The 25175-nt window shown below is 41.5% G+C and carries 20 protein-coding genes; 12 read left to right on the top strand and 8 right to left on the bottom strand.

Features of this window, described 5'->3' with window-relative positions; all coding sequences use genetic code 11:
- Positions 1-24: 24 nt before the first annotated feature.
- Positions 25-648: a DUF4198 domain-containing protein gene (locus tag FD716_RS11525; protein ID WP_139852469.1), complete on the top strand. Its 624-nt coding sequence runs from the start codon at positions 25-27 to the stop codon at positions 646-648.
- Between the two features lie 116 nt (positions 649-764).
- Here FD716_RS11525 and gigD read toward each other — a convergent pair whose 3' ends face one another.
- Positions 765-1217, bottom strand: coding sequence for an Lrp/AsnC family transcriptional regulator GigD (gene gigD, locus FD716_RS11530; protein WP_139852470.1), 453 nt, complete (start codon positions 1215-1217; stop codon positions 765-767).
- 145 nt (positions 1218-1362) lie between these two features.
- On the opposite strand from gigD, the gene kynU reads away from it, so the two are divergent.
- From kynU to FD716_RS11545, 3 genes are all read left to right on the top strand, one after another.
- Entirely contained in the window at positions 1363-2616 is a 1254-nt protein-coding gene (kynU, locus tag FD716_RS11535; protein WP_139852471.1) for a kynureninase, read from the top strand.
- A gap of 40 nt (positions 2617-2656) precedes the next feature.
- Positions 2657-4048 (top strand): amino acid permease, encoded by a 1392-nt coding sequence (locus FD716_RS11540; protein ID WP_139852472.1) that lies wholly within the window; start codon positions 2657-2659, stop codon positions 4046-4048.
- A 155-nt stretch (positions 4049-4203) separates the two neighbouring features.
- Entirely contained in the window at positions 4204-4956 is a 753-nt protein-coding gene (locus FD716_RS11545; protein ID WP_139852473.1) for an alpha/beta hydrolase, read from the top strand.
- A 27-nt stretch (positions 4957-4983) separates the two neighbouring features.
- Here the strand turns inward: FD716_RS11545 and FD716_RS11550 are convergent, their stop codons facing one another.
- On the bottom strand, positions 4984-5448 hold the full coding sequence (locus FD716_RS11550; protein WP_139852474.1) for an Lrp/AsnC ligand binding domain-containing protein: 465 nt from the start codon (positions 5446-5448) through the stop codon (positions 4984-4986).
- A gap of 150 nt (positions 5449-5598) precedes the next feature.
- On the opposite strand from FD716_RS11550, the gene FD716_RS11555 reads away from it, so the two are divergent.
- Genes FD716_RS11555 through FD716_RS11565 form a run of 3 tightly spaced genes read left to right on the top strand, consistent with a single transcriptional unit; the run spans position 5599 to position 8377 of the window.
- Positions 5599-6858, top strand: coding sequence for a D-amino acid dehydrogenase (locus FD716_RS11555; protein ID WP_139852475.1), 1260 nt, complete (start codon positions 5599-5601; stop codon positions 6856-6858).
- A 41-nt stretch (positions 6859-6899) separates the two neighbouring features.
- Complete coding sequence (alr, locus tag FD716_RS11560) at positions 6900-8003, top strand: alanine racemase (RefSeq protein WP_139852476.1); 1104 nt, start codon at positions 6900-6902, stop codon at positions 8001-8003.
- Positions 8004-8014: 11 nt separating this feature from the next.
- Positions 8015-8377, top strand: a complete 363-nt coding sequence (locus FD716_RS11565) for a RidA family protein (RefSeq protein WP_139852477.1) — start codon at positions 8015-8017, stop codon at positions 8375-8377.
- 131 nt (positions 8378-8508) lie between these two features.
- Here the strand turns inward: FD716_RS11565 and FD716_RS11570 are convergent, their stop codons facing one another.
- Positions 8509-9759 carry an MFS transporter gene (locus FD716_RS11570; RefSeq protein WP_139852478.1) on the bottom strand — a complete coding sequence of 417 codons (1251 nt, stop codon included), beginning with the start codon at positions 9757-9759 and terminating at the stop codon, positions 8509-8511.
- Between the two features lie 267 nt (positions 9760-10026).
- The gene (locus FD716_RS11575; protein ID WP_139852479.1) at positions 10027-12228 is read right to left on the bottom strand and encodes a TonB-dependent siderophore receptor; all 2202 of its coding nucleotides are present in this window, start codon (positions 12226-12228) and stop codon (positions 10027-10029) included.
- A 422-nt stretch (positions 12229-12650) separates the two neighbouring features.
- Between FD716_RS11575 and FD716_RS11580 the strand changes: the two genes are divergently transcribed.
- Positions 12651-13589 carry an AEC family transporter gene (locus FD716_RS11580; protein WP_139852480.1) on the top strand — a complete coding sequence of 313 codons (939 nt, stop codon included), beginning with the start codon at positions 12651-12653 and terminating at the stop codon, positions 13587-13589.
- Positions 13590-13783: 194 nt separating this feature from the next.
- Here the strand turns inward: FD716_RS11580 and FD716_RS11585 are convergent, their stop codons facing one another.
- On the bottom strand, positions 13784-16060 hold the full coding sequence (locus tag FD716_RS11585; protein WP_139852481.1) for a cytochrome P450/oxidoreductase: 2277 nt from the start codon (positions 16058-16060) through the stop codon (positions 13784-13786).
- Between the two features lie 179 nt (positions 16061-16239).
- On the opposite strand from FD716_RS11585, the gene FD716_RS11590 reads away from it, so the two are divergent.
- Complete coding sequence (locus FD716_RS11590; RefSeq protein WP_139852482.1) at positions 16240-16881, top strand: IclR family transcriptional regulator; 642 nt, start codon at positions 16240-16242, stop codon at positions 16879-16881.
- A gap of 79 nt (positions 16882-16960) precedes the next feature.
- Here the strand turns inward: FD716_RS11590 and FD716_RS11595 are convergent, their stop codons facing one another.
- Both FD716_RS11595 and FD716_RS11600 read right to left on the bottom strand, forming a co-directional pair.
- Complete coding sequence (locus tag FD716_RS11595; protein ID WP_139852483.1) at positions 16961-18454, bottom strand: succinate CoA transferase; 1494 nt, start codon at positions 18452-18454, stop codon at positions 16961-16963.
- A 321-nt stretch (positions 18455-18775) separates the two neighbouring features.
- Positions 18776-20554: an acyl-CoA dehydrogenase C-terminal domain-containing protein gene (locus FD716_RS11600; RefSeq protein WP_139853675.1), complete on the bottom strand. Its 1779-nt coding sequence runs from the start codon at positions 20552-20554 to the stop codon at positions 18776-18778.
- Between the two features lie 411 nt (positions 20555-20965).
- Between FD716_RS11600 and FD716_RS11605 the strand changes: the two genes are divergently transcribed.
- Positions 20966-21583: a TetR/AcrR family transcriptional regulator gene (locus tag FD716_RS11605; RefSeq protein ID WP_139852484.1), complete on the top strand. Its 618-nt coding sequence runs from the start codon at positions 20966-20968 to the stop codon at positions 21581-21583.
- A gap of 201 nt (positions 21584-21784) precedes the next feature.
- On the opposite strand, the gene FD716_RS11610 is transcribed toward FD716_RS11605, so the two are convergent.
- Positions 21785-22885, bottom strand: a complete 1101-nt coding sequence (locus FD716_RS11610) for an exodeoxyribonuclease VII large subunit (RefSeq protein ID WP_139852485.1) — start codon at positions 22883-22885, stop codon at positions 21785-21787.
- 340 nt (positions 22886-23225) lie between these two features.
- On the opposite strand from FD716_RS11610, the gene FD716_RS11615 reads away from it, so the two are divergent.
- Both FD716_RS11615 and FD716_RS11620 read left to right on the top strand, forming a co-directional pair.
- Positions 23226-24368: an alpha-hydroxy acid oxidase gene (locus FD716_RS11615; protein WP_139852486.1), complete on the top strand. Its 1143-nt coding sequence runs from the start codon at positions 23226-23228 to the stop codon at positions 24366-24368.
- Positions 24369-24441: 73 nt separating this feature from the next.
- Positions 24442-25173 carry a DKNYY domain-containing protein gene (locus tag FD716_RS11620; RefSeq protein ID WP_139852487.1) on the top strand — a complete coding sequence of 244 codons (732 nt, stop codon included), beginning with the start codon at positions 24442-24444 and terminating at the stop codon, positions 25171-25173.
- Positions 25174-25175 lie beyond the last annotated feature (2 nt).

A 25175-nucleotide genomic window follows, 5' to 3' on the forward strand; every position in this document is an offset into this window, starting at 1 on the left:
ATCCCCATCCACAAGGACGCAAGCATGCAACGTATTAGTACCCTTATCTTGGCTTTATCGGCTGCCATGACCATACAGACAACACAAGCCCACATGTTTTGGCTGGAAAAAACCTCAGACCAACAAACCCGTGCTTATTTTGGTGAATACAGCGAGAACTTGACCGAAACCCAAGCAGGCCCATTAAAAGCCTTTGCCAGCGCCAAAGTGGTTCAAAATGGGAAAGAGCTGCAAGCGACTGCGCAGCCCAATTACTTTGCTTACAGCACTTCCGCTACGGGGGATGTTCGTGCAGATAACAACTTGGTGCATGGCGATCTGCTGGCTCAGTTCCGCGCCAAAGCTGGTCGTAGCAGCACTGCGCATGTTTCAGAACTAGAAATTGTGCCCGTGGCTGCCAATTCAAATCAATTCGTATTGATCTTTCAAGACCAGCCTTTAGCCAAACAAGAAGTTGAAGTGATCGCAGGCAATCGTTGGAGTAAAAAATATGAGACCGATGAGCAAGGTCGTTTTCATATCGAAACGCCGTGGAAAGGACGCTATGTCATCGAAGTCAGCAAAAATATTGATGAGCCAGGTGAATATAAGCAACAGCAATATCAAAAGCGCGTGATGGTGGCAACCATGAGTTTTGATGTGAAATGAAGATTTGATGTGAAATAAAGTTTTAAGCGCCCCCTCTCCTGATCTGTGGAATAGAAGTCTTATATTCACATGCCTTGGAGAGGGATTTTATTTTTGGTTTTATGCTTAGGCGAGAATTAGAATAAACTTTTATGCACCACTTTCTCTAAAATAATTTTCGAATTAATATTCATAATGCCTTTTATTTTATTCAGCTTATTTACCACAAATTGGGAAAACGAATTTAAGTCTTTGGTCGCGATATGCAATACATAATTCGAGTCCCCCGTAATAATATAAGCATTAATCACCTCTTCAAAATCACGAATTTGACTCACAAATGCTTTGTGATCCGTTTCGGTCAGCTGCGCCAATTTAATTTCAATCATCACTTCAACTTTGATGCCTAGTTTTTCATAGTTTATTTTTGCTTGATAGCCTTCAATAATCCCCATGCTTTCTAAAATTTTGACACGGCGGTGGCAGGCTGATGCTGAAAGATTCACCTCATCGGCCAATTCTTGGTTACTTAAACGCGCATTTTTCTGAAGTAGTTTTAATATTTTATGATCAATATTGTCCATATTCATGCTTAGAATCTCCTATCAATAATAACGCCATAATTAGAATTATATTCATATTTAAGCGTTTTTAGCTATAAATTATCGAATAAAATCACAAAATTGCTGTGTTAAAATTAACCTATACACAAGGTAGTAAAGGTAGAAACAACAGATGATTACATATGATCAATGCCTCGCTTGGGACAGTGAAGACCCATTAAAAAACTTTAAAGACGATTTTGCTTTACCAGAAGATGTAATCTATCTTGATGGCAATTCTTTGGGCGCTCGCCCACGTAAATCTTTGGCATTAGCACAAGAAGTCATTACCCAGCAATGGGGCGAAGATTTGATTAATAGTTGGAATAAAGCCGATTGGTGGGGTTTACCAACACGCTTAGGCGATAAAGTTGCACCATTAATTGGTGCCAATGCTGGCGAAACCATTATCTCGGATTCAACCTCTTTAAACTTATTTAAAGTACTTTCTGCGGCAGTCAGTATTCAGGCTGAAACATACCCTGAACGTAAAATCATCGTGGCAGAGAAAGATGTATTCCCAACCGACATTTATATGATCGAAGGTTTTATTCATCTTATTAACCAAGGTTATCAACTGGTTTTAATCGAAAATTTGGATGATTTAACCGAGACGTTAGCCTCGCAACAAGTTGCAGCTGTGGTGTTATCTCATGTCAATTATCGTACAGGTTATCTCTATGATATGGCTGCACTGAATGCGCACGTTCATGCACATCAAGCATTATTGATTTGGGATTTATGCCATTCAGTCGGTGCCGTTTCGATTGAATTAAATAAAACCAACAGTGATTTTGCCATTGGCTGTACGTATAAATACTTAAATGGTGGACCTGGTTCTCCCGCATTATTATGGGTCAACCCAAAACTTCAAAATAAAGTCGGACAGCCACTTTCAGGCTGGTGGGGACATAATAAGCCGTTCAACATGGCTGATCATTATGAACCTGCACAAGGCATTCGCCGCTTTTTATGTGGGACTCAACCGATTCTGTCGATGAGTTTAATTGAATGTGGTTTAGATATTTTTCTCAATACCGACATGCAAACAGTTCGTGATAAATCTCTAAAACTGACTGATTTATTTATGGCCTTGGTTGAACAAGAATGTGCCGGGTTTGGTTTTGAATTAATCACGCCAGCATCACATCAATACCGCGGTAGTCATGTCAGCTTTAAGCATCCAAATGGCTATCAAATTATTCAAGCACTGATCGCTCGCGGCATTATTGGTGATTATCGCGAACCAGAGGTTTTAAGATTCGGAGTCACGCCTTTATATTTAAGCCATGCTGATATTTGGAAGGCAGTTCAAGCATTAAAACAAGTCATGCACTTAGGTGAATGGAAACAAGAAAAATATCAAGTGCGAGCGCAAGTGACTTAACCATAAGTCATTGCAAAAAAGCTTATGCCTAGGAGGGTGTATGAGTAATTTTGATGAAATCCAAACCCGTGAAGCGGGTTTGCATAAAAAATTAACCGCCAAGCAAATAGGAATGATTGCAATTGGTGGTGCCATTGGTACTGGTTTATTTATGGGCAGCAAATTTGCAATTAGTTTTGCTGGCCCAGCAGTTATTGTGAGTTATGCCATTGGCGGTTTAATTGCATTTGCATTAATGGCATGTTTAGCAGAAATGACCGTTCAACATCCAACTTCGGGGTCTTTCGGTGCCTATGCCGAATATTATGTACACCCCTTGGTTGGCTTTCTTATTCGATATAGTTATTGGGCCTGTATTGTCTTGGCCGTGGGCACAGAAATCACGGCTGTCGCAGACTATATGCGGTTTTGGTACCCCAATGTCGATGCTTGGGTTTGGATCGCATTTTTCTCAGCCGTATTACTGGCCGTGAATGCATATAGCGTAAAAGCATTTGGTTTTATTGAATATTGGTTTTCAACCATTAAAGTATTCGCGATTATCGTTTTTATTCTGCTGGCGATTGGCATCCTGACTCAAAATTTTGGTTCAGGTTCAGACAGTCACCTTACTGAAAACTTGGTGGGACATGGTGGTTTTGCACCGAATGGTTTTTCAGGGATTTGGATTGGCGTGATTATTTCGATATTCAGCTATCTGAGTATTGAGATGATTGCCGTGGCTGCTGGTGAAGCCAAAGATCCAGAAAAGGCGGTGAAATTTGCCTTTAAAAGTACCGCGGTCAGATTAATATTATTTTATTTACTGTCGCTAACCTTAATCGTATTAATCGTGCCTTGGACCGTATTAATCGAAAAAGATGCAACCAGTCCATTTGTTATGGTGATGCAATACGTGGGCATTCCCTATGCGGACAGTATTTTAAACTTCATCGTAATTGTTGCGGCTTTATCTGCAATGAACAGTATGTTGTATATCTCAACACGTATGCTGTTTAGTTTATCGCGTGCCGGTGATGCACCTAAATTGTTCGGTAAAATTGGGAAAAATGGAGTACCCACCAATGCACTTATTCTCTCTGCAATGGGTATTGGGGTAGCGAGTGTGGTTTACAGTATCGATCCAGCAACGGCATTCCCTGTCATGATTGCCTTGTCGATGTTTGGTGCATTATTTACTTGGGGCGGTATCTTTTTTACACACATGTTCTTTAGAGCCAATATGGCAAAAAATAACATTGGTCTGAAATATAAAATCCCAGGCAGTAAGCTAATTTCATTATTTGGTCTGATCTCGATATTAAGCATTATGATCACGACTTGGTTTACCAATGAATTTAAATCCACCCTTCAATTTGGTATCCCATTTATTATTTTTCTGATCATTTTTTACTTTATGAATCGCTCTATCAGAAAAAAATCACAAGGCTAAACAGAAGACTTCTTTCATCTGCCCTTTTAATCTTGCCTTTGATGAGAAATTAAAATGGTTCGAAACAATGATGAAAGCAGTCTATAGCAAGGCATTTTTAATCATTAAATTTGCACTCGCCTGATTGTTAAAATATTTGAAAAGTGAGTATCACAATGCAAACTTATGACAACGCGACAACTGTAACCAATGAAAATGAAATTCTAATCAATTTCAAAAAGCGAAGCTTAGCTTGTTATAAAAATCATCTTTGCATTCGTGATATTCAATATGCAGCACATAAACGTTCAAGCCTTGATTTATTTAGACTCGATCAAGCCAAAACAACAGTAATTTTTATTCATGGCGGTTATTGGCAGTGGTGTAATAAATCAGATTTTGCATTTATTGCCCCGCAGCTTTTAAATAAAAACTGCCAATGTGTATTACTAGAATACGATCTGGCACCCAGCAGTTGTATGCAGGAGATCGTGACTCAGATCCGTCAAGCGTTTGACTTTATGCTGGAACAACCTTGGATTAGCGATGAGGTGATTGTGATTGGGCATTCAGCGGGTGCGCATCTGGGGGCATTAATGCAAGATCACCCTCTGGTTTCCAAAACCATTTTACTGAGCGGTATTTACGACTTAGCCCCTATTTCAGCAACACCGTTAAATGAGGCTTTAAAGTTATCGGAGCAAGAAATTCAGCATTATAGTCCGATCACACGCAATCAGATTTTTAATAAGTCTTGTGAAATTTACTGCGGCGATCAAGAGTTGGCTGCACTGAAATGGCAAAGTGAACATTATTATCAGCAGCGCTTGAAAAATGGTGAGCAACATACCCAGCATATGCTGATCAAAGACAGCAATCATTATAATATTTTAGATCACTATCTTGATCAGCATTTTCAGGCTGAATAATTAAAGTGGGTTTGAATCAAACTCGCTTTAATCGACATTTAAATAAAGACTTTCTTTAATTTCTTCCATCACCACATAACTATGTGATGAAGCCGAAGCCGGTAGCTTTTTCAGCAAATCCCCCAATAAACGTCGATAAGCCCCCATTTCTTTTAAGCGGGCTTTGACCAAATAATCAAACTCGCCAGAGATCAAATGACATTCTAACACCTCTGGAATTTCGGCTAATTTTTTAGCAACCTCATCAAACACATCTCCAGATTTTGCTGACAGTTTAATTTCCAGAAAAACCAGTAAATTACGATCAACCAGCGCTGGATTTAAATGCGCATGATAGCCCATGATAATCCCTTCACGTTCCAGTCGTTTAACTCGCTCAGAACAAGGCGTGGTCGACAAATTTACGCGGGTCGCCAGCTCACTCATGGCGATCCGTCCCTCTCGCTGCAAGATATCCAAAATCAATGCATCGATCCGATCTAACTTACGCATCACTCTTTTCCTCTAATTTTGAATTTCTCGTGAAAAAAACGATGAAACACCTAGATTTTAGCCCATTAAACAGTGAAATCAACTATAGCTTTGCAAATATACTAGCGAAATCAACTAGAGCTACGCTTTTAATAATTTAAAGGAATAAATATGCATGTTATCGTTTTAGGCAGCGGTGTAATTGGTGTTGCAAGTGCTTATTACCTTGCCAAACAAGGTGCAAATGTGACGGTGATTGATCGTCAACCTGCCCCTGCTGAAGAAACCAGTTTTGGTAATGCTGGCCAAATTTCTCCTGGGTACTCAACCCCTTGGGCAGCACCGGGCATTCCGTTTAAAGCGGTAAAATGGATGTTCCAACATCATGCTCCCTTAGCCATTAACTTAGATGGTAGCTTGTGGCAATTGCAGTGGATGGCACAGATGCTTAAAAACTGTAATCCACAACATTATGCAGTCAATAAAGAACGAATGACCCGTGTCGCTGAATACAGCCGTGACTGTTTACGTGACTTACGTGCTGCGACAGGTATTCAATATGAACACCGCGCCAAAGGCACCCTACAGTTATTCCGCAGCGATGCACAACTCGAAGCCGTACAACGTGATATCGAAGTACTGAAAGAATGTGGTGTTGACCATGAACTGCTTGGAAAAGCAGATTTGGCCAAAGTAGAACCTGCTCTGGCCCGTGCCCAAGACAAATTGGTCGGTGGCCTACACCTTCCAAATGATGAGACTGGCGACTGTTATTTATTTACCAATGCATTGGCCAAGCTGGCCAAAGACATGGGTGTAAAATTTCTATTTAATCAAAATGTTGAAAATCTCGTGGTTGAAGGCGATGAGATTAAAGGCGTGATCGTTGATGGTCAAACATTAACTGCCGATCGTTATGTCTTGGCATTTGGTAGTTATTCACGTGATTTCTTAAAACCACTGGCACTGGATCTTCCAGTTTACCCAGTCAAAGGCTATTCACTCACCATTCCAATTGTTGATGCTGATTTAGCACCGCAATCAACCGTGTTAGATGAAACCTATAAAATTGCGATTACCCGTTTTGACAATCGTATTCGTGTCGGTGGAATGGCAGAGTTAAGTGGTTTTAATCTCGGCCTCAAACAAACTCGTCGCGATACCTTGGAAATGGTAACTCAAGACCTGTTCCCAGGTGGCGATTTAGCACAAGCAACATTCTGGACGGGTTTACGACCAATGACCCCAGACAGCACCCCGATTATTGGGGGAACGCGTTATAAAAATCTATTTTTAAATACTGGACACGGGACTTTGGGCTGGACCATGGCATGTGGTTCAGGCAAACTGATTAGTGACTTGGTGTTAAAGCAAGATCCTGAAATTAGTACAGAAGGCTTATCAATTCAGCGTTATTCCCACGTTGCTTAATTGACGATCGAACATTTGTAACGCGAAAAGGATTTTAATCAATGCCACGTCCCATTCAAGCGATTATTCATCATGATGCGCTGCGACATAATTTGGCTGTGGTCAGAAAGATTGTACCAGACAGCCAAGTTTTTGCAGTGGTCAAAGCCAATGCCTATGGTCATGGTATCGAACGGGTTTTTCCTGCACTGAACTGCTCCGACGGCTTTGCTTTATTGGATCTCGATGAAGCCAAACGTCTGCGTGCCTTGGGTTGGCAAGGCCCGATTATTTTATTAGAAGGGATTTTCTCAGCACAAGATCTCTTTGATTGTGCGAACGACAAGCTCAGTTTTAGCATTCATAGTGCAGCGCAAATTCAGTGGTTGCAGCAACATCCCAACCCTGCGCAGTTTGATGTTTTCCTAAAAATGAATACCGGTATGAATCGTCTCGGCTTTAAACCCGAACAATATCGTGCCGCTTGGCAACAACTCAACGACTGTGCCGCAGTCAAATCGATTACCCATATGATGCATTTTTCCGATGCCGACAGTGATCGTTTTGGAAAAAATGGCATTGATGAGCAACTTGAACTGTTTAATCGCAGCATTGAAGATTTACCGGGCAAACGTACTTTAAGTAATAGTGCTGCCATCTTAAGGCATGCTCAGCAAGTCGATTCAGATCATGTGCGTGCTGGGATTTTACTTTATGGCAGTTCTCCCGATTATCCAACGCATAGTATTGTCGATTGGGACTTACAGCCAAGCATGAGTTTGCGCAGTGAAATCATTGCCATCCAAGATTTAACCGCAGATGAAACCATTGGTTATGGTTCACTGTTCCGTGCTGAAAAAAACATGCGAATTGGTATCGTCGCCTGTGGTTATGCCGATGGTTATCAACGAATTACCGCAACAGGCACCCCAGTTTTGGTCAATGGGACACCAACCCAGACCCTTGGCCGAGTCAGTATGGACATGCTGGCAGTCGATTTAACTCATATTACAAATGCTGATATTGGCAGTGAAGTGGTGTTGTGGGGTAAATCAAGTTGTCAGCAAGTTTTAGCCATTGATGACGTCGCAGCTGGTTCAGGTACTGTCGGTTATGAACTCATGTGCGGCATTACCAATCGAGTTAATTTTAAAATAGAAACTTAAGGAGCTTTAAAATGAGTCATGCAGATATCAAAAAACTAAACCGTAACGACGTGATGAGCGGTGTTACCATTTTTAATCAAGTGGTGTATTTATCAGGTCAAGTACCAACAGATACTGATTTGGGTATTGAAGGTCAAACCGCTGAAGTACTCGCAAAAATTGATCAGTTATTGGCATTGGCGAATACTGATAAATCAAGAATGCTATCCGCGCAGCTCTATGTTAAAAACTTAGATGATTTTAATACTGTCAATGCGATTTGGATTGATTGGGTAAAAGGCGTTGAAGCACCATCACGCGCAACTATTCAAGCTGATTTGGTTAACCCAAAATGGTTAATTGAAATTGCAGTAACTGCAGCACAAAACGTTTAAACCAAAGCCTACTGTTAATAAATCAAAACCCAATCTTTGATAAAAGGTTGGGTTTTTTAATATGGGGTGGCTTGGTTTTAATCAACACACTGATAAAGCTGAGTAGCTATTTCAGCACTGTTTTCTATTAGTTAAACCCGCATTTCATTACGACGAATCGAATAAAACCCCACCAATCCCAATACAGGCCCAATCAGTAAAATCCAAGCAGCATCTAGCCCAATAAAATCAAATGCATAACTGGTCAGGGTGATCGAAACAATGGTGATGGCAAAGCCAATCGCATTTTGAATCGCCAAGGCTGCACCAAGTTTTTCCGGTGGACATGCCTGCGCCGAAAGCGCGGAAAACTGTGGAGAATCGGCGATGACAGCTATTGCCCACACCAATAAAATAATCAGCAATCCCCACGCGGGTAAAAACCGCCAACCGACCACAAAAGCCAAACAACTCAGTCCCGAAATCCACAAGGCACCAAGCGCAGCTTGCGCACTACCCCGCTGTTTGGCAACATAGCCGCCCAATAGACAGCCGATTGCACCAGCTGCAATGACCGCAAAGCTGAGTAATGCGACGTTAGGTATGCCTAATTTTTCAGGAATACCTGAGTGTTGAATAAATAACGGCAGCATCGCCCAAAAAGCATATAACTCCCACATGTGCCCGAAGTAACCCACTGCAGCTGCTCGAAATTTTGCGATTTTAAAAACCTGAAAGGCACCTGATTTTGTCAAAACTGCTTGCTGAGCTCTTAGGCTTTGAGCTTGCGGTTTTGCGGTATGAGAATGCTTGGCATCGCCTAACCTATAGATCAATCCGGCCGCAATCAGTGCCAGTACAGACGAGCAACTCATCACCGCTTGCCAAGCCAAAGCAGTAAATAAGCCATTTAAAGCAAAAGGTAATGCAGTGCCTAGCGTCAACATTGCCACCAGTCGAGCCAGTGCCTGCCCCGCTTGATCAGGCGCCCACTGAATCACCAGTTTCATGCCAATCGGATAAATTCCAGCAAGACTCATCCCGACAAAAAAGCGGTAGAGCATGGCTTCAGACAATCCCGTTGCCAACCATGCAAAACAAAAATTAAAAACTGCCCCCAAAATAGCAGCACAGACAAAAATCGAACTGGCCTTAAAACGATCGGCAAGCCCAGTGGCGGCAATTAAAAAAGTGCCTAAAATAAATCCTGCTTGTACCGCATTGGTCAGCCAACCAATATCTGCTGCTGTAATGCCCCATTCACGAATTAAATCCAGAGCCGCACTATTGGCACTAAACCACAATGAGGTTCCAAACAATTGGGCAAATGCCACGATAGCAATCGCATAGCGCGCAAATACCCGATTATTGGGCATATTCAATTGAGTGGTTTTTGGCTGCATCCATTGCGTCCCTTTTCATTTTTATATACACGGCGCTTGGCCGCTGAAAAAACCTGATACGGTCTTATTCCGCGCAGTTATTAATGATTAATATACTCAATGCATTTATAACATGTCATTTGACTGGGATATCGTAGACCTTCATCTATATAAACAAGCACTTATTTGCAGCACAATTTGCCATATCTTGCGTCATAGCAGAAACAAATGATGCCTCCCTTATTTAAAATAAAGCCAGACGGTAGTCATCACGGTCTGGCTGTTTGCTTAAAAGTTTATATCAAGTGCCAACTTTGCAGTACGTGGTGCGCCTAGGAATAAATAATCATCTCCAATAAAACCACCTGCATCACGCCAGTACTTTTTATTAAATACATTATCTAGATTAAAACGCACGGTGGTTGCATAACGATTTAAATCGAAACGATAGGCCGCGCCTAAATCAACCACGCTATAACCCGCAACTTTGGCTGTGCCTTCTTTATTGGCAAATTTGCTACTGCTATAACGCAGCCCCCCCAAAACACTTAAGCCCTCAATGGCTGCAATATCATACGCGGCATAACTGCTAAAACGCAGTTTGGGTACATTTTGCAGTTGATGGCCTTGATAATCTGGATTGCTAATATCAATTAATTTGGCATAGGTATAGGCCATGCTTGAACTGATTTTTAAGGCCTCGTTAATACGTCCACTGACCCCAAGTTCTAAGCCATAATTATGCTGTTGCCCTTGGTCCATAAAAATCTGTTCACCCGCTGCATTCGGCTCAATACTCTGATTGTCTTTTTTAATATCAAATAATGCAGCAGTGAATAAATAATCATTGATCTGCTGTTTAATCCCGATTTCATATTGACGCGAATTAATCGGTGCTAAGGTTTCACCAAAATTTTCCGCATACCACGGCGCAGTTCCACCATCGGTAAGGCCTTTACTATACGAGGCATACAAATTGGTATTTTCCCACGGTGTAAACATCAGCGCCAATTGCGGTAAGAATTTATCTAAATCAGTCTTACGGCTTTGCACACCAGCTGCGCTATAGGCTTTTTCATTTAAATCGACCCATTTCCCCCCGACAATGCTTGACCACTGCGAATTCCATGCAATCTGATCCAGTACCGTGAGCGCTGTTTGTGAACTACGAAGTGATTGATATTTATCACCTGTAATTTCCGTGGTTAATTCCAAGCCATCAATATAATGCACCTCGTCATTATAAATATTACCTGTCCCAATCAATTGATTCACACCGGGATATTGACTGTGCTTTTTCTGTGTCTGTGTCAATTCCAAATACAGCTCATGTTTGAAAGGACCGGTATTAAAAGCACCATTGAGCGTGGCTTTATATTGGTTGGTTTGAAAGGTATCGTCTGGATTACGCCAATTATAAATGTCGTAATTGCCATTTTTATCAAAACCACTGCCCGTGCCCGTAAAATCACAAATATCACTAAAACAGCCATAAGCAAAAGAGGAGAAATCATCAATCACCACTTTACTGTGTGCCGCACTTAAACGCCCGCTCCAACGGTTATTAAACTGATATTGATATTGCAAGCTGCTGTTTAAGCTTTTATTGGTCACCGGTTTTGCATCTGATTGATAACCCAATAAACGGTCCCACTTGACACCAGTCGGCACGTTGCCATCAAGGAGTTCATAACCGGGTACAGAGCGTTGCTGCTGTCTTTGTGATTCAATATCAAACTCAAGTTTTGATTTGTCATCAATTTTCCAATCCAATGCCAAGGCACCGAATTGACGTTCGCCATTGCTGTGTTCGACATAAGGACGGGTATTTTGATTGGCTAAATTGATCCGATACCCAAACTGTTGTTGCTGCCCCCAAAATCCCCCCACATCTACCGCCACCAGATTATCGCCGTACTCATCCACGGCCATACTCAAATTTCGTACTTGCTCTGGGCGTTTGGTCACATAGTTAATCACACCACCTGCAGTCGACATGCCACTTTGCATTGCAGATATGCCTTTTAAAATCTCAACCTGCTGTTTATTTTCCAAAGCCACATTTTGCTCACCACGGATCAACATTGAATTGATCAGATAACTGGATGCCTGATCCAGCACAAAACCACGGGTCACAATATTTGGATAAAAGCCAAGTGGTGCATAATTGTCGCCCACTGCAGCGTCATTTTTTACAATATCGGAGAGTACACGCGCTTGCTGATCGGCGATTAAATCTGCGCCAATCACACTGACTGATGCTGGCACCTTGGCAATTTCTGGATTGGCATAACCTGAAATATTGACCGTCTTCTCGCCATAATTATCCGCATACTTGCTCGCTTCGACCACAATCGTTTGCAGTTGCTGAACTTGCGTCGTCTCGGCCTGTAACTGACTTGAATACAGTAGAACTGAACTAGAGGAAAGCGAGATAAAGCACTGCAAAGCTTGGTTTAATCTGTTTTTTTTCATCGGGCGATTGGACATGATAGACGACCTAGGCAAAGAGCAAAAAGCGGATATAAGCAGACAAAGAAAATGTGAGGACTTTCGCTGCGCAGCTATAGTGCCGACAATTGATCTCGATGAAAAGTACTTCTTCAAATCATTTTTATCTTAATCGACACCGGCCTTGGCTGAGTGAGTCCGCATTCAAGCTGAATCTTAAATGGCAAAGGTTGGTTTTAGATTTGTTTTCTGCTTGGATACCCCAGATTGACCATTACACTTGCCTATCGCTGAGCAGTAAAATATTTATGACCTGCATAATTAGATTACATATTGCGTGATTTGTTAAAATAAGTATGATGATATTGGCTGTAAAAACAAATACCTCGCACTGATTTAAACCACGCAAAAATCTCATAAAAGGCGGAGCTGCCTTTTATTCAAGGACAAAGAGAACAGGTATGTTTCTTATTTTTCAAATTTTATCCCCGATTTTTTTAACCATTTTCCTCGGCTATTTCGTGGTTGCACGTAATATTCTCAGTAAGGATCAAATTAAAGTACTGGGTTTATTTGTCATTCGGCTGGCTGTTCCCTGCTTATTGGTCGTGAGTATTTCTGCGCAAAACTTGGCAAGCCTTTGGCAACCGCAATATTTATTGAGCTATGGACTGGTTTCCTTGCTGATCTTTGCCTTGATTTTATTACTCTATTTTAAAGTATTTCAAACCCCTTTAAGCCAAGCCAGCGTTTTTGCACTGGGTGCTTCGATGTCCAATACCGGCTTTATGGGCGGTGCGATTCTACATTCAGTGCTGGGTGCCAATGCTGCGATTTATTTTGCCATTACCTTTTTACTTGAAAACTTTATTGTGTTTCTGCCCTTTCTCATCTGTCTGGAAATCGGTCAACAGCAACAAGCCAACTTTAAAACGATTTTATTGCAAACCTTAAAAAATATTATGCGCAATCCGATTATTCTCGCCTTAATTTTAGGCGTGAGCATGAGCGCATTGCAGCTACAATTTCCGAAGTTTATCTTTGATGTGCTCATGCCAATTGGAAAAATCGCAGCGCCCTTGGGATTATTTGTGGTGGGTGGCAGCCTCTACGGGATTAAAAAAATTAATAATATTTCTCGTGATGCCAGCATTATCATTTCGACCAAGTTGGTCGCGATGCCACTTCTGGTTTATTTGGTGTTCCTATGCCTGCCCAATACCACGCCCGAGATGATTTTTGCAGGTGTACTGTTGGCCAGCATGTCGATGGCAACACTTTTTGGGGTTTTTGCTCAAGGGGTAGGTATGGGTGAACGCAGTTCTACGATTTTGCTCATCACCACCATTGGTACAATACTCAGCACCAGCACTGTGATTATGTTGCTGCATCCGATGTAAATGCATGAACATCCTAAGCATATAGACATTTCAGCGCGAAGCAGTAGAACCTGAGATGCGTTAAAAAAAGTAATGGTCTAAACCCAAAAAGCAGCTCTCAATGGAGACCTGCTTTTTGCTTGATGCTGCGTGTAGTGCGATGGATCAGGGCGATGAATCAAAGCTTCTGATTTATATGCTCCATCTTGCTCGTTTTACAACTTCAGCTGCAATTTACCCTTGCCTCTAGAACAACAGGTCATAATTGAGGACATGCTTTCTCGTTCAGACTTGGTCAATACTTTATCTCTGTGATCAATTTCACCACATGAGGTACCGACCTGACAGCTACCACATAAGCCTTCACCGCAGTCATGGCTGACATCAAAACCTTTTTCTAACAGACAGTCGAGTAAGGTCTGATCGGCTGCTACTGTAAAGCTCAATCCACTATCGACTAGTTCCACTTCAAAGGCTTGATCATCCGGGCGAATCATACTGTTGCTGCCTGAACCAAAATGCTCCATGGTGATTTCTAAATGTGGGAACACTTCAGCATATTCTGCCAAACTATCCAACAGCGCTTCTGAACCACAAGCACAAACCTGTGTCTCTGCTGCCTGTTGCGATAACAATTGTTTTAAATCAACTTTTTTGCCTTCAGTTGAAATAAACAATTCGGCAGCATCACCATGCGCCAATACTTCATCGAGCAATGCCATCTGTTCGCGGTGACGTGCCATATAAATCAGACGATAGCTTTTGCCTTGTGCCCGTAGACGATTGGCCATGGTCAAGATTGGCGTAATACCAATGCCGCCAGCGATCAATAAATGTGTTGGTGCTTTAAGATTAAGTTTAAAAAAGTTTTTCGGCCCTTTGATTTGAATCACATCATTGGCTTTTAAATCACGATGAATCCATGCCGATCCACCACGGCCTTGTGGCTCATGTTTAATCGCCAAAGTATAAAAATCATCTTGCTCAGTACCACACAATGAATATTTACGACTCATACCATTGGCCAAGACTAATTCAATATGTGCACCGGGGCTCCATTTAGGTAATTGCTCCCCATCCAATCCAGCCAGCTCAAGCCGCAATACGTCTTCTGCTTCCAGTTGAATTTTTTGCACCGTCACAGTACGGGTCATGGCTTTGGTATCGGGAGCGCCAATTGGAAAAGTCACAATACGCTGATCTTTAGGTTCAGGCTGAATCGGCCATTCCACCCAAAGTGCTTCTGGACCATGAAAAGAGGTATTCGGAAGATAACTAAAATCTTGCTCAGATAACCTTAGATCGGGAATACGGCGTGCCAATTCCTCAATGAATACACAGATTTCCATGCGGCCAATATTTTTACCCATACACTGATGTGCGCCATAACCAAAGGTCAGATGCTCAATGGCATTGTCACGGTAAATATCCAGTGTATCGGCATTTTCAAAATGGTCTTCATCGTGGTTAGCAGAAGCCATCACCACAAATAATTTATCGCCTTTTTTAAACTGAGTGCCATTCACCACCACATCTTCAGTGGCTTGACGACGCCAAGACACAATTGAACCCGAATGGCGTAAACACTCCTCCACTGCACCGGGAATCAATTTAGGATTGTCACAGATTTTTTTCCAAATCGAACGATCAGCAAGTAATAACTTCAAGGCATTGACTGAAGCCAACGCAGTGGTTTCATGCGCAGCCACCATGATTGCCATCAACATGGAGTGTAAATAGTTGTCAGTCACCACGTCTGGCATGAGGCGATTTTTTGCAATCATGTCATACATCCAGCCTTCACCTTCTGGATTGGTTTTCATTCTTTCTAGCACTTGCCCAGAATATTGCCAAAACTGTCCAACGCCTTCAGCAACAACCCGTTGTTCCTCTAAAGTTGGTTTACCCCAAGTATTAACCGTATGTGCCACAGCAAACTTGCGTAGCTCTTGCATATCCTCTTCAGGAATGCCCAAGAAATGCAGTGCAACCGTAAGCGGCACTTCCCAAAGCATTTCTTGAACTAAATCAGCTTGGCCTTTATGAATAAAGCCATCAACTTTCTCTTTGACTAAGTCTTTTACAAAGCTTTGATGTACTTCTAAATTTTGTGGGGTGAACGCATCCATCAAAACACGGCGGCGTTCCATATGTACTGGTTCAACTTCATTGACCAAGGTACGGTTCATACCGTATTGGTATTTTTCAAGAATCTTGATCGATTCAGGACAAGATGGAGTCAGTTTTTCCAAAGCATTATAAGCAGAAAAAACAATCGGATCTCTGAACACGGCTTTAACATCTTCGTAGCGCGTTACAATCCAATGCCCCATCGCTTCTGAATAGAAAATCGGTAGTTGCTCTCTAAATTCTTTTAAAGCTTCAGCAGGATCAGTTTGATAGGCAGCACCAAACATATCAAAATTTTCGCCTTTTTCCTTAAGCTGCGCATGAAATGGGCATTGTCCCGCTGGCGTTACTGGTGTATTCATTACTGAACCGTCCTTGTTCTATTATCGAACACTATGTTCTAATATAGTAATCATCATAAATAACCCACTCTTCTTTTGTCAAATAAATAAACTATGATTTTGCAAATACTTTTAATTGAAGAATCGGTAAACTCTGCCATGACCAATGCAGTTGGTGAATGTCGGAATAGGGAAAAACTGTGGAAACATTACAAACATTAGAGCGCGGCATGCATGCCTTAGAATTGATTGCAAAAAAACATGGCCAAATCAATGTGGCACAACTTGCCGAACAGCTTGGAATTAATCGCACCATTGCCTACCGGATTACCCGCACGCTAAGCCATTTGGGCTATATCAAAAGCAATGAACAGCAGCACCTCGAACTGAGTAGTAAAGTAATCGATCTATATCAGTGCTTTGAAAGAACGATTCCGGCATCGGCACAACAGGTCTTAAATGAACTCTCGATGCAGACCCAAGCCAGTGCTTGCTTGGTGATTGCAGAAGGCAGCGATTGTGTGGTGATTAAAACGGCTTCGGCTGGAGCGACCTATTTAAAGATTAATTATGAACTGGGTTCACGACATGCACTTGGTCTTGCAGCCAGTGGCATCGCACTCGCATCGACGTTTCCAAGTCAGGAACAAGACAGTGCCGCAGTACACACGGCAAGACAACTCGGCTATGCCTATTCAGAAGGTGCATTACAAGCGGGGGTGGTTGGTTTATTCGTTCCGATTACCCATCGTCACATGGCGATTGGCATAACCAATATTGGCGATATCGACAAAGATAAGGTACTACACGCAGTACTGGATGCAGCACGTACATTAAGTTAATCCAGATTTTGCTCGCGAATAGAAAAAAAGCCGCTATGACTGAGTCTTAGCGGCTTGTTGTGTTGTAAAACAGGATTTATTAAGCCTGCATATGACCCGTTTCTTCAAAGTTAGCATGCCAAGACAATGCTTCATTTAACAAATGCGGGGTATGTCCACCTTTGGCACAGGCTCTTTCGAAATAATCACGTAACAATGGTTGATAAGATGGATGCGCACAATGCTCAATAATTTGTAATGCACGTTCTCTTGGTGCCAAGCCACGTAAGTCCGCAACCCCTTGTTCTGTTACCAAGATGTCGATGTCGTGTTCATTGTGATCAACATGGCTGACCATAGGGACTACAGAAGAAATCGCGCCATCTTTGGCAATCGATTTGGTCACAAAAACAGCCAAATGTGCATGACGTGCGTAGTCTCCCGAACCACCAATCCCATTCATCATCTTACTGCCGGTGACATGGGTTGAATTCACGTTACCGTAAATATCAAACTCAATCGCAGTATTAATCGCAATAATACCTAAACGACGAATAAGCTCAGGGTTATTGGAAATCTCTTGGGGGCGTAACACCACTTTATCTTTATAAAGCTCAAAATTATTCATCACGCGTTCAGCGCTGGTATCAAGCGTCATCGAACTACCTGAAGCAAAGATCATTTTGCCAGAGTCGATTAACTGGAAGGTACAGTCTTGTAAAACTTCAGAATACATCTCTAAATTTTTAAAGCTTGAATGTTCAAAGCCCGCAAAAACCGCATTGGCAATTGAGCCAACGCCAGACTGTAATGGGCCGAGGTTTTCAGGTAAACGCCCAACTGCGACTTCATTTTCAAAGAACTTAATTAAGTTTTTCGCAATCGCCAGCGTTTCCTCATCTGGGTCTGCCATTGACGCTGCACGATCAGGAATGTCATTAAAAACAATTGCAGTAATTTTCTCAGGATTGACCACAATACCGTGCGTTCCAATCCGATCATCCACATGAATCAATGGGACTGGCTCACGATTTGGTCGTGCTTTGGGTACGTAAATATCGTGCGCACCTTCAAAGGAAGGGTGAATACTTTGGTCGATTTCAACAATAATTTGATCTGCCATTTCTGCAAAAGCAGCAGAATTCCCCACCGAACCCGTTGGGATGATGTGCCCATCTTCTGTAATCGCGGTCGCAGCAATAATCGCGATACTCGGTTGCGCGATCGTATGGTGGCGCATTTGTTCTGCGGTTTCTGACAAATGTTGATCGGTAAACATCACATCGCCAGCATTAATCGCCTTACGTAATGTCGCATCTGATTGATAAGGTAAGCGACGTGCAATGACGTTGGCTTCACATAATTTTTTATCAATCCCATTGCCTAAGCTAGCACCGGTCGCAAAGGTAATTTGCAGTGGATGGGTCTTGGCATGTTCAGCCAATGCCAAAGGAACGGTTTTCGCTTCACCACCGCCACCAAAGCCACTCATACCGACAACCATGCCGTCTTTTATTAATTTAACAGCCTCTGCTGCAGGCATAATTTTGTCATGTAAGGCGCTGCGTCGAATACGCGTTAAATCATTATTCATCTTAAAATTCTCAAATATTTTTAAAAACCATTAAACAATATGGTTAAACAACAGTGCCAAAATGGTGAATACCCTGCATGTGATTGCAGGGTGTTGTTTAAAGCATTCCATTGTTAGGCATGTTTCCTTCATGCCTAAACATAGTCCTTCTAGAGAGAGGAGCATAAATCCCTCCCTTGCGTAGCAGTGCTACTCACCTTTGAAAAAGGGAGGAGTCTTATGTCACATCACACTGGAGTCCCCCTCTTTGGAAAAGAGGGGGTTCGGGGGAGATTTCTCTTAAACAAAAATGAGTCATCTATACTGCAAGACTGAGATTTCTTACGATTGAGCCGTAAAATACGCATCAGACAATTGCATCATCAAATCAGATCCAGCTTTGATTTGTTGCACATGCATCGCCAATTTAGGTAAGACTTTCGCCACAAAGAACTCAGCCAAGACCAATTTGTTTTGATAGAAGTCTTCGGTTTTTTCACTTGCAGCTTGACTCATACGTGCAAACATATAAGCAAAGCTGAGTAAGCCCACTGCTTGTAAGTAGTCAACTGCCACACCATTAGCAAAATCTGGCTTACTTTGTGCTTGTTCTAAAATAAACTGCGTAATTTGCTCAACCTCATCACAAGCCTGCAAAGTTGCAGCTTTGATAATCAAGCTGTCATTTAATGCTTGTGTGAATTGACGGATTTCAGCCACATAACTCAAAATCATAGCGCCATTGTTTTTAATGACTTTACGACCAATTAAATCCTGTGCTTGAACACCGTTGGTACCCTCATAGATTTGTGCAATACGTAAGTCACGTACACATTGTTCCATGCCCCACTCACGAATATAACCGTGACCACCAAAACACATTTGCGCATCAAGTACCGCATTAAATGCAGTATCGGTGAGGAAGGCTTTGGCGACTGGGGTCAGTAATGCCACACGATCATCGGCTTGCTGTACCACAGCAGGGTCTACAGAGAATTTAGTAATATCAAGTTGCTGCGCCACATACACTGCAAAAGCACGTGATGCTTCATTGTTCGCACGGCCGTTTAGTAACATACGACGCACATCACCATGAACTAAAATGCTGTCTGCTGCTTTACTTGGATTTTTTGCACCGGTTGCACTGCGACCTTGTAAACGATCTGTCGCATATTGTGCTGCATTTTGATAGGCGAACTCAGATGCGCCAATCCCTTGAATACCCATCGATAAACGTTCGTAGTTCATCATTACAAACATCGCTGCAAGTCCGCGGTTTTCTTCACCCACCAAGAAACCTTTGGCTGCATCAAAGTTCATGACACAAGTTGCTGAACCTTTAATGCCCATCTTATGTTCAATTGAACCGGCTGCAACGTGATTACGCTCGCCAACAGAACCATCGGCATTCACTAAGAATTTCGGTACGATAAACAAAGAAATACCACGTGAACCTGCAGGTGCATTCGGGGTTTTCGCGAGAACTAAATGGATGATGTTTTCAGCAAGATCATGCTCACCACCGGTGATAAAGATTTTGGTACCACTAATGTTGTACGAACCATCAGCATTAGGTTCTGCTTTACTATGAATCAGACCTAAATCTGTACCTGCATGTGGCTCAGTCAAGCACATGGTGCCTGCCCATTCACCAGAATAAATCTTCGGCAAATAAGTTTGTTTTTGTTGTTCAGATGCGCAGTTGCTTAATGCCATTCCTGCACCAACAGACAGCAATGGATACAACATAAAGGATGGGTTTGTCGCAAAAATCATTTCATCAGTTAGTACGGTCAGCATTTTCGGCATGTTTTGACCGCCCCACGCTTCATCAGCGCCTAAACCGATCCAACCACCTTGACCATATTGTTCAAAGGCTTGTTTAAAACCTTGTGGCGTTGTCACTTGACCATTGTCAAAATGTGCGCCTTCTTCATCACCGCTACGATTTAAATCCAAGATGACATTTTTTGAAAACTTGGCCATTTCTTCTAAAATAGCATTGGCGGTTGCCATGTCTACATGTTCAAGTTTCTGATTACTTTGCCAGAACTCATCCGCTTTAAACACGTCATTTAAAATAAATTCCATGTCTTTTAATGGTGCATTATAGATCGGCATATTTGTATCCTCGAGTGTATCCATGACAAATCATTTATCTGCCATTTTCAAAAAGAATGTCATTAGAAATATGATTTTTTTGCCAATCAAATAACAAGATTAATCAGCAATAAATATCAATACTGGGTGAATATAAAAGTGCTTAAAATGAGAACCCAATCGTTTAAACACCAGTATTTGATGCCGATGACAATAAACAATTCCATTCGATTTTAAAATCAAATTACGCATTATTGACCTCTCTGGTTCACTCTTGTTGACATTAATATACAGTTGTGATTTTTAAAGAATAATGCATTGAATTGTTTGCTTGTTTTTTAGGCAATAACACGACTTTAGTTCCATAACATTTAATGCAAGAATCCTTTAATATGGTAAAGTGCTTTGATTCTATGGCTTTAGGTAAATAAGATGCTGTCTGTACGCCAACAAAATTTTATTTTACGTAAAGAAAAAATCTTAGAGATGGCTGAACGGCTATTGCTTGAAAATAACCAAGACATCACGCTTGGTGAATTGGCACATGAGCTCGATATTGCTAAAGGCACGATTTACAAACATTTTAAAAGTAAAAATCAGCTGTATTTAGAACTCATTATTTTAAATGAAAAGCGCTTACTCGATATTTCGATTAAATATAAAAATAATATTAAGACCTATGTCGCACAATATATGCTGTACAACATGCTTAATTCTAATCGCACCATATTATTACATGTGATTGAAGAACGCCTGACCAACAATGAACGCACTTTAAAATCGCTATTCGAAGAACTTTATACCGTACGTGAAGCACGGATTATAGAAATAAAAGACAGCACAGATGAATATCTAAAATCAGTTAACAGTAAAATGTCGATTCGTGATTATTTATCCTATGTCTGGACCGTCACGCATGGCGCATCTTTATTATTAAATTCAACCTATTATCAAAAGTCGATTGGCTCACGTGAACGACTGGTGAAACTTTATATTGCGCAAGCCCTGATGACACCAGACAATCTTTCTGAATCAGACTTAGGTCGTTAAATAATTCTGCATAAAATGGCCATACCTCCGACACTCAAACAAAGCTTTGCGTGTCGGATTGGAAAGGTGTTTTTTAACGATTAAACTCATATCACATCAGTTTTCTATTACATCGCGCGCGTCGCCTATGCCTAAATACTCATTTGCACAACCCCTGTAATACAATTCTTGAGTGCAAGTTGCTGCCTCTTCTTTAAGCTCCTATTTTAAAAAAAGCATAAAAAGCAACACAACGATAATGCCGAGGGATAAATACATTAGCTTTTTATACGCTTCAGTTTTATTGCTTAATTCCACTTGAACCCGATCAAAGTTACTTTGCAGTTGTCTTTGCACCGTTTCATTCGGTTGACGTTCGAGATCAACTTCAAGTCGTGTAATCTTTTTTGAGCCTTCAGCGACCCTATGCTTTAAATGGGCGATGTGCTTATTTGCCTCTTCAAACGCCTTATTTATTTCAGTGTAATAAACTAAAATATCCCGTAGATGCACACCCGCTTCTGTTGGGCTTACGCCAGAGTAATCCGCTAAATAATCAATAATAGAGAGATCTGTATTATGACCTAAGCCAACAATTCTATAGCCATTTAGCGCATTAAATGCTTCAACAATACGCGGATTATCAAATATTTCAAAAACGGAGGGATCTCCTCCTCCACGGATGAGCACGATGACATCAAAATTCTTAGCCTTATTTAATACTTCAGTCAAATTATTAAGATTAGATAAACTGACCGGTAATTCGGTAAACTCCAAACGACTTTGATCAGTAAGCTGTTGATAGAAATCATTATTAACCTTTACTGCACTGGCTGATGAGTAAATCAATGCAATCGAAATTTTTGCCGAGTATGGAAATAAATTTTTCTTTGGTTTATATTTTTTAAAGCTGCTTGAAAGGTCAGTCACACTTTGGAAAGTTTCAATTTCTGCTGGCGCTTCATGCTGGTGAATTGTATATGCGACAAATCTTTTATTACATTGATTATTATAAAAGTTGAATTTTGGATAGCCAAATAATTCCACATATTGTCCTGATGAATATTTTTCTAAAAGCGTTTTTGAGATTTCGACTTCAATTTTTCCAGTGTCATCTTCTAGGACGAGATCATAAACCTTTGCATACCTTGAGCGCTCAAGCGTTTTCTCTAGCTTAACAAGATATCCCTTAATAATCAGTCCATTCTCTTTCTGGATTAGATGCGCATCTATAAAACTTTTAAGTCTTGAATCTAGCATTTCATTCAGCTCATTCAACTTAATGCTAGGGAAAGGCGTTAAAATTTGAGAAACATTTGTCATATTAATAAACTAGTAATTGATTTTTATCAATATTCTACTAAAATTTTCAATCTACCTCGATAGCATAAAGCAACTGTTTATCCTTTGCGTTAATCTTCAGTCTTTTCCTTAGCAGCCTTCTTCCAAAATGTCTCTATGCGCAGCGCAGCACAGCTCTTTCCAGCTTTTTCTTCTTAGACGGAATCTACAGCCCAAAACCACGGCGCTTCTTTATCGAGATATGTTATTTCAGAATCATTTATTTTATGATATAAAACATATAGATACTTTATACAAAAACAACAACACTAAATCTATCGACACAGCCAAAGCATTTCAGATCATCGATCAAGGAACCATTATGAGTGATTTACAACGCATTACCTGTATTGCAGATATGCGTGAAGTTTATTATCGCAAAGTACCCAAAATGTTTGTGGATTATTGTGATTCAGGTGCATGGACTGAACAAACTTGGCATCAAAACAGCGAAGATTTTAAGCAATATAAGTTTCGACAAAAAGTCTTGGTCAATATGGATAACCGTTCTTTGGCAACAGAGATGATCGGTCAACCAGTGCATATGCCCGTTGCCTTAGCACCGACGGGTCTGATTGGAATGCAACATGCAGATGGTGAAATTCTCGCTGCCAAGGCCGCAGAAAAATTTGGTATTCCTTATATTATGTCGACCATGAGCATTTGCTCAATTGAAGATGTCGCAGCGGCAACCACGCAACCATTTTGGTTTCAGCTTTATATGATGCGTGATCGTGTGTTTATGCAACGACTGATCGAACGTGCCAAAAAAGCCAAATGTAGTGCCTTAGTTTTGACCGCTGATTTACAAATTATGGGGCAACGCCATAAAGACATTAAAAATGGTTTATCTGCTCCCCCGCGCCTTACCATTCGTAATATTTTAAATATGGGCACCAAACCGCAGTGGTGCCTTGGCATGTTAGGCACAAAACGTCGTAGCTTTGGCAATATCGTGGGGCATGTTGATGGCATTTCAAATACCAGCTCGCTCTCCTCATGGACCACCGAACAATTTGATTTGCAACTAAGTTGGGATGATGTGGCTTGGGTGAAACAGCAATGGGGTGGCAAGCTCATCATTAAAGGCATTATGGAAGTGGATGATGCCCGCCTCGCTGTTCAGGCTGGTGCCGATGCGATTGTGGTTTCCAATCATGGTGGTCGTCAATTAGATAGTGCCCCCTCCACCATTTCCGTACTTGAAGAAATCGTCTTGGCGGTGGGTGAACAAACCGAAGTGTATATCGACGGTGGTATTCGCAGCGGGCAAGATGTGCTTAAAGCCATGGCTTTAGGTGCAAAAGGTTGTCTCATTGGTCGTGCTTTTATTTATGGTCTAGGTGCTTATGGTGAAGCAGGTGTGCATCGCGTGCTTGAGATTCTCTACAAAGAGCTTGATTTGAGTATGGCCTTTTGTGGAAAAACCAAGATTCAACACGTCGATAAACGTATTTTAAGATAATGCATAAGATCAGATTCTCAGCTATTAAATCGCCTATACTCTTGGTGATCCTCAATATTTAGAGAAGAAGCGCATGCCTTGGAAAAAACTCAGTGACTTCCCTGAACAAAAAGTCATTGGTGTTTATGCAATCGAGTTTTGGGCAATCCGTGATGGGAAGGTTTGGCATCAGGGACGTAAACTACGTGCTGCCGATGCAGCAAGCTTTGAAATTTATCTGGATGAACATTTAGAGAATAGTCTTTTTATCGCCCGTGATGCTTCGAGTATTTATCATGCTTGGACACGCATGAGCGAAATTGACCGCAATAGCTTTGCTAGACGAGATCAATATTGGGTTGATCAACATCAAGTATATCTTGAACATGAGACCTCACTCAAAGCCGTTCAAAATGCTGATCCTCAAAGCTTCCGTGATCTTGGTCATGGTTATGCCGCAGATCAAAATGCGGCATGGTATTGGGGGCGGCTTATGAAAACTTGCACGCATAGCCAACGGCTCGAAGTGTTCACAGACAATACGCTGTATGCCAGTGATGAAGAACAGATTTATTGTGATGGAAAAGCTTTGCAACGCGTCACTGCTCACTCATGGCGAATGCTAAGCGCTCACTTCTCAACGGATGATGTGCATATTTATTATTTGGAGCGCAAACTCCCGCGGGTCGATATTGCATCTTGGACGCATCTCGATGGCCCATGGTCAAAAGACAAGCAGCATGTATTTTATATGAATAAAATTCAAAAAGAATATTCAGCGATCACCTTTGATCTAGCTGCACTTCAACAAATCCAGCAGCCCTAATC

The sequence above is a fragment of the Acinetobacter pullicarnis genome, assembly GCF_006352475.1.
Taxonomy (GTDB): domain Bacteria; phylum Pseudomonadota; class Gammaproteobacteria; order Pseudomonadales; family Moraxellaceae; genus Acinetobacter; species Acinetobacter pullicarnis.

Coding starts and splice junctions, on each gene's coding strand:
- FD716_RS11525 (WP_139852469.1), top strand. CDS start 25: ATGCAACGTATTAGTACCCTTATCTTGGCTTTATCGGCTGCCATGACC.
- gigD (WP_139852470.1), bottom strand. CDS start 1,217: ATGAATATGGACAATATTGATCATAAAATATTAAAACTACTTCAGAAA.
- kynU (WP_139852471.1), top strand. CDS start 1,363: ATGATTACATATGATCAATGCCTCGCTTGGGACAGTGAAGACCCATTA.
- FD716_RS11540 (WP_139852472.1), top strand. CDS start 2,657: ATGAGTAATTTTGATGAAATCCAAACCCGTGAAGCGGGTTTGCATAAA.
- FD716_RS11545 (WP_139852473.1), top strand. CDS start 4,204: ATGCAAACTTATGACAACGCGACAACTGTAACCAATGAAAATGAAATT.
- FD716_RS11550 (WP_139852474.1), bottom strand. CDS start 5,448: ATGCGTAAGTTAGATCGGATCGATGCATTGATTTTGGATATCTTGCAG.
- FD716_RS11555 (WP_139852475.1), top strand. CDS start 5,599: ATGCATGTTATCGTTTTAGGCAGCGGTGTAATTGGTGTTGCAAGTGCT.
- alr (WP_139852476.1), top strand. CDS start 6,900: ATGCCACGTCCCATTCAAGCGATTATTCATCATGATGCGCTGCGACAT.
- FD716_RS11565 (WP_139852477.1), top strand. CDS start 8,015: ATGAGTCATGCAGATATCAAAAAACTAAACCGTAACGACGTGATGAGC.
- FD716_RS11570 (WP_139852478.1), bottom strand. CDS start 9,759: ATGCAGCCAAAAACCACTCAATTGAATATGCCCAATAATCGGGTATTT.
- FD716_RS11575 (WP_139852479.1), bottom strand. CDS start 12,228: ATGTCCAATCGCCCGATGAAAAAAAACAGATTAAACCAAGCTTTGCAG.
- FD716_RS11580 (WP_139852480.1), top strand. CDS start 12,651: ATGTTTCTTATTTTTCAAATTTTATCCCCGATTTTTTTAACCATTTTC.
- FD716_RS11585 (WP_139852481.1), bottom strand. CDS start 16,060: ATGAATACACCAGTAACGCCAGCGGGACAATGCCCATTTCATGCGCAG.
- FD716_RS11595 (WP_139852483.1), bottom strand. CDS start 18,454: ATGAATAATGATTTAACGCGTATTCGACGCAGCGCCTTACATGACAAA.
- FD716_RS11600 (WP_139853675.1), bottom strand. CDS start 20,554: ATGCCGATCTATAATGCACCATTAAAAGACATGGAATTTATTTTAAAT.
- FD716_RS11605 (WP_139852484.1), top strand. CDS start 20,966: ATGCTGTCTGTACGCCAACAAAATTTTATTTTACGTAAAGAAAAAATC.
- FD716_RS11610 (WP_139852485.1), bottom strand. CDS start 22,885: ATGACAAATGTTTCTCAAATTTTAACGCCTTTCCCTAGCATTAAGTTG.
- FD716_RS11615 (WP_139852486.1), top strand. CDS start 23,226: ATGAGTGATTTACAACGCATTACCTGTATTGCAGATATGCGTGAAGTT.
- FD716_RS11620 (WP_139852487.1), top strand. CDS start 24,442: ATGCCTTGGAAAAAACTCAGTGACTTCCCTGAACAAAAAGTCATTGGT.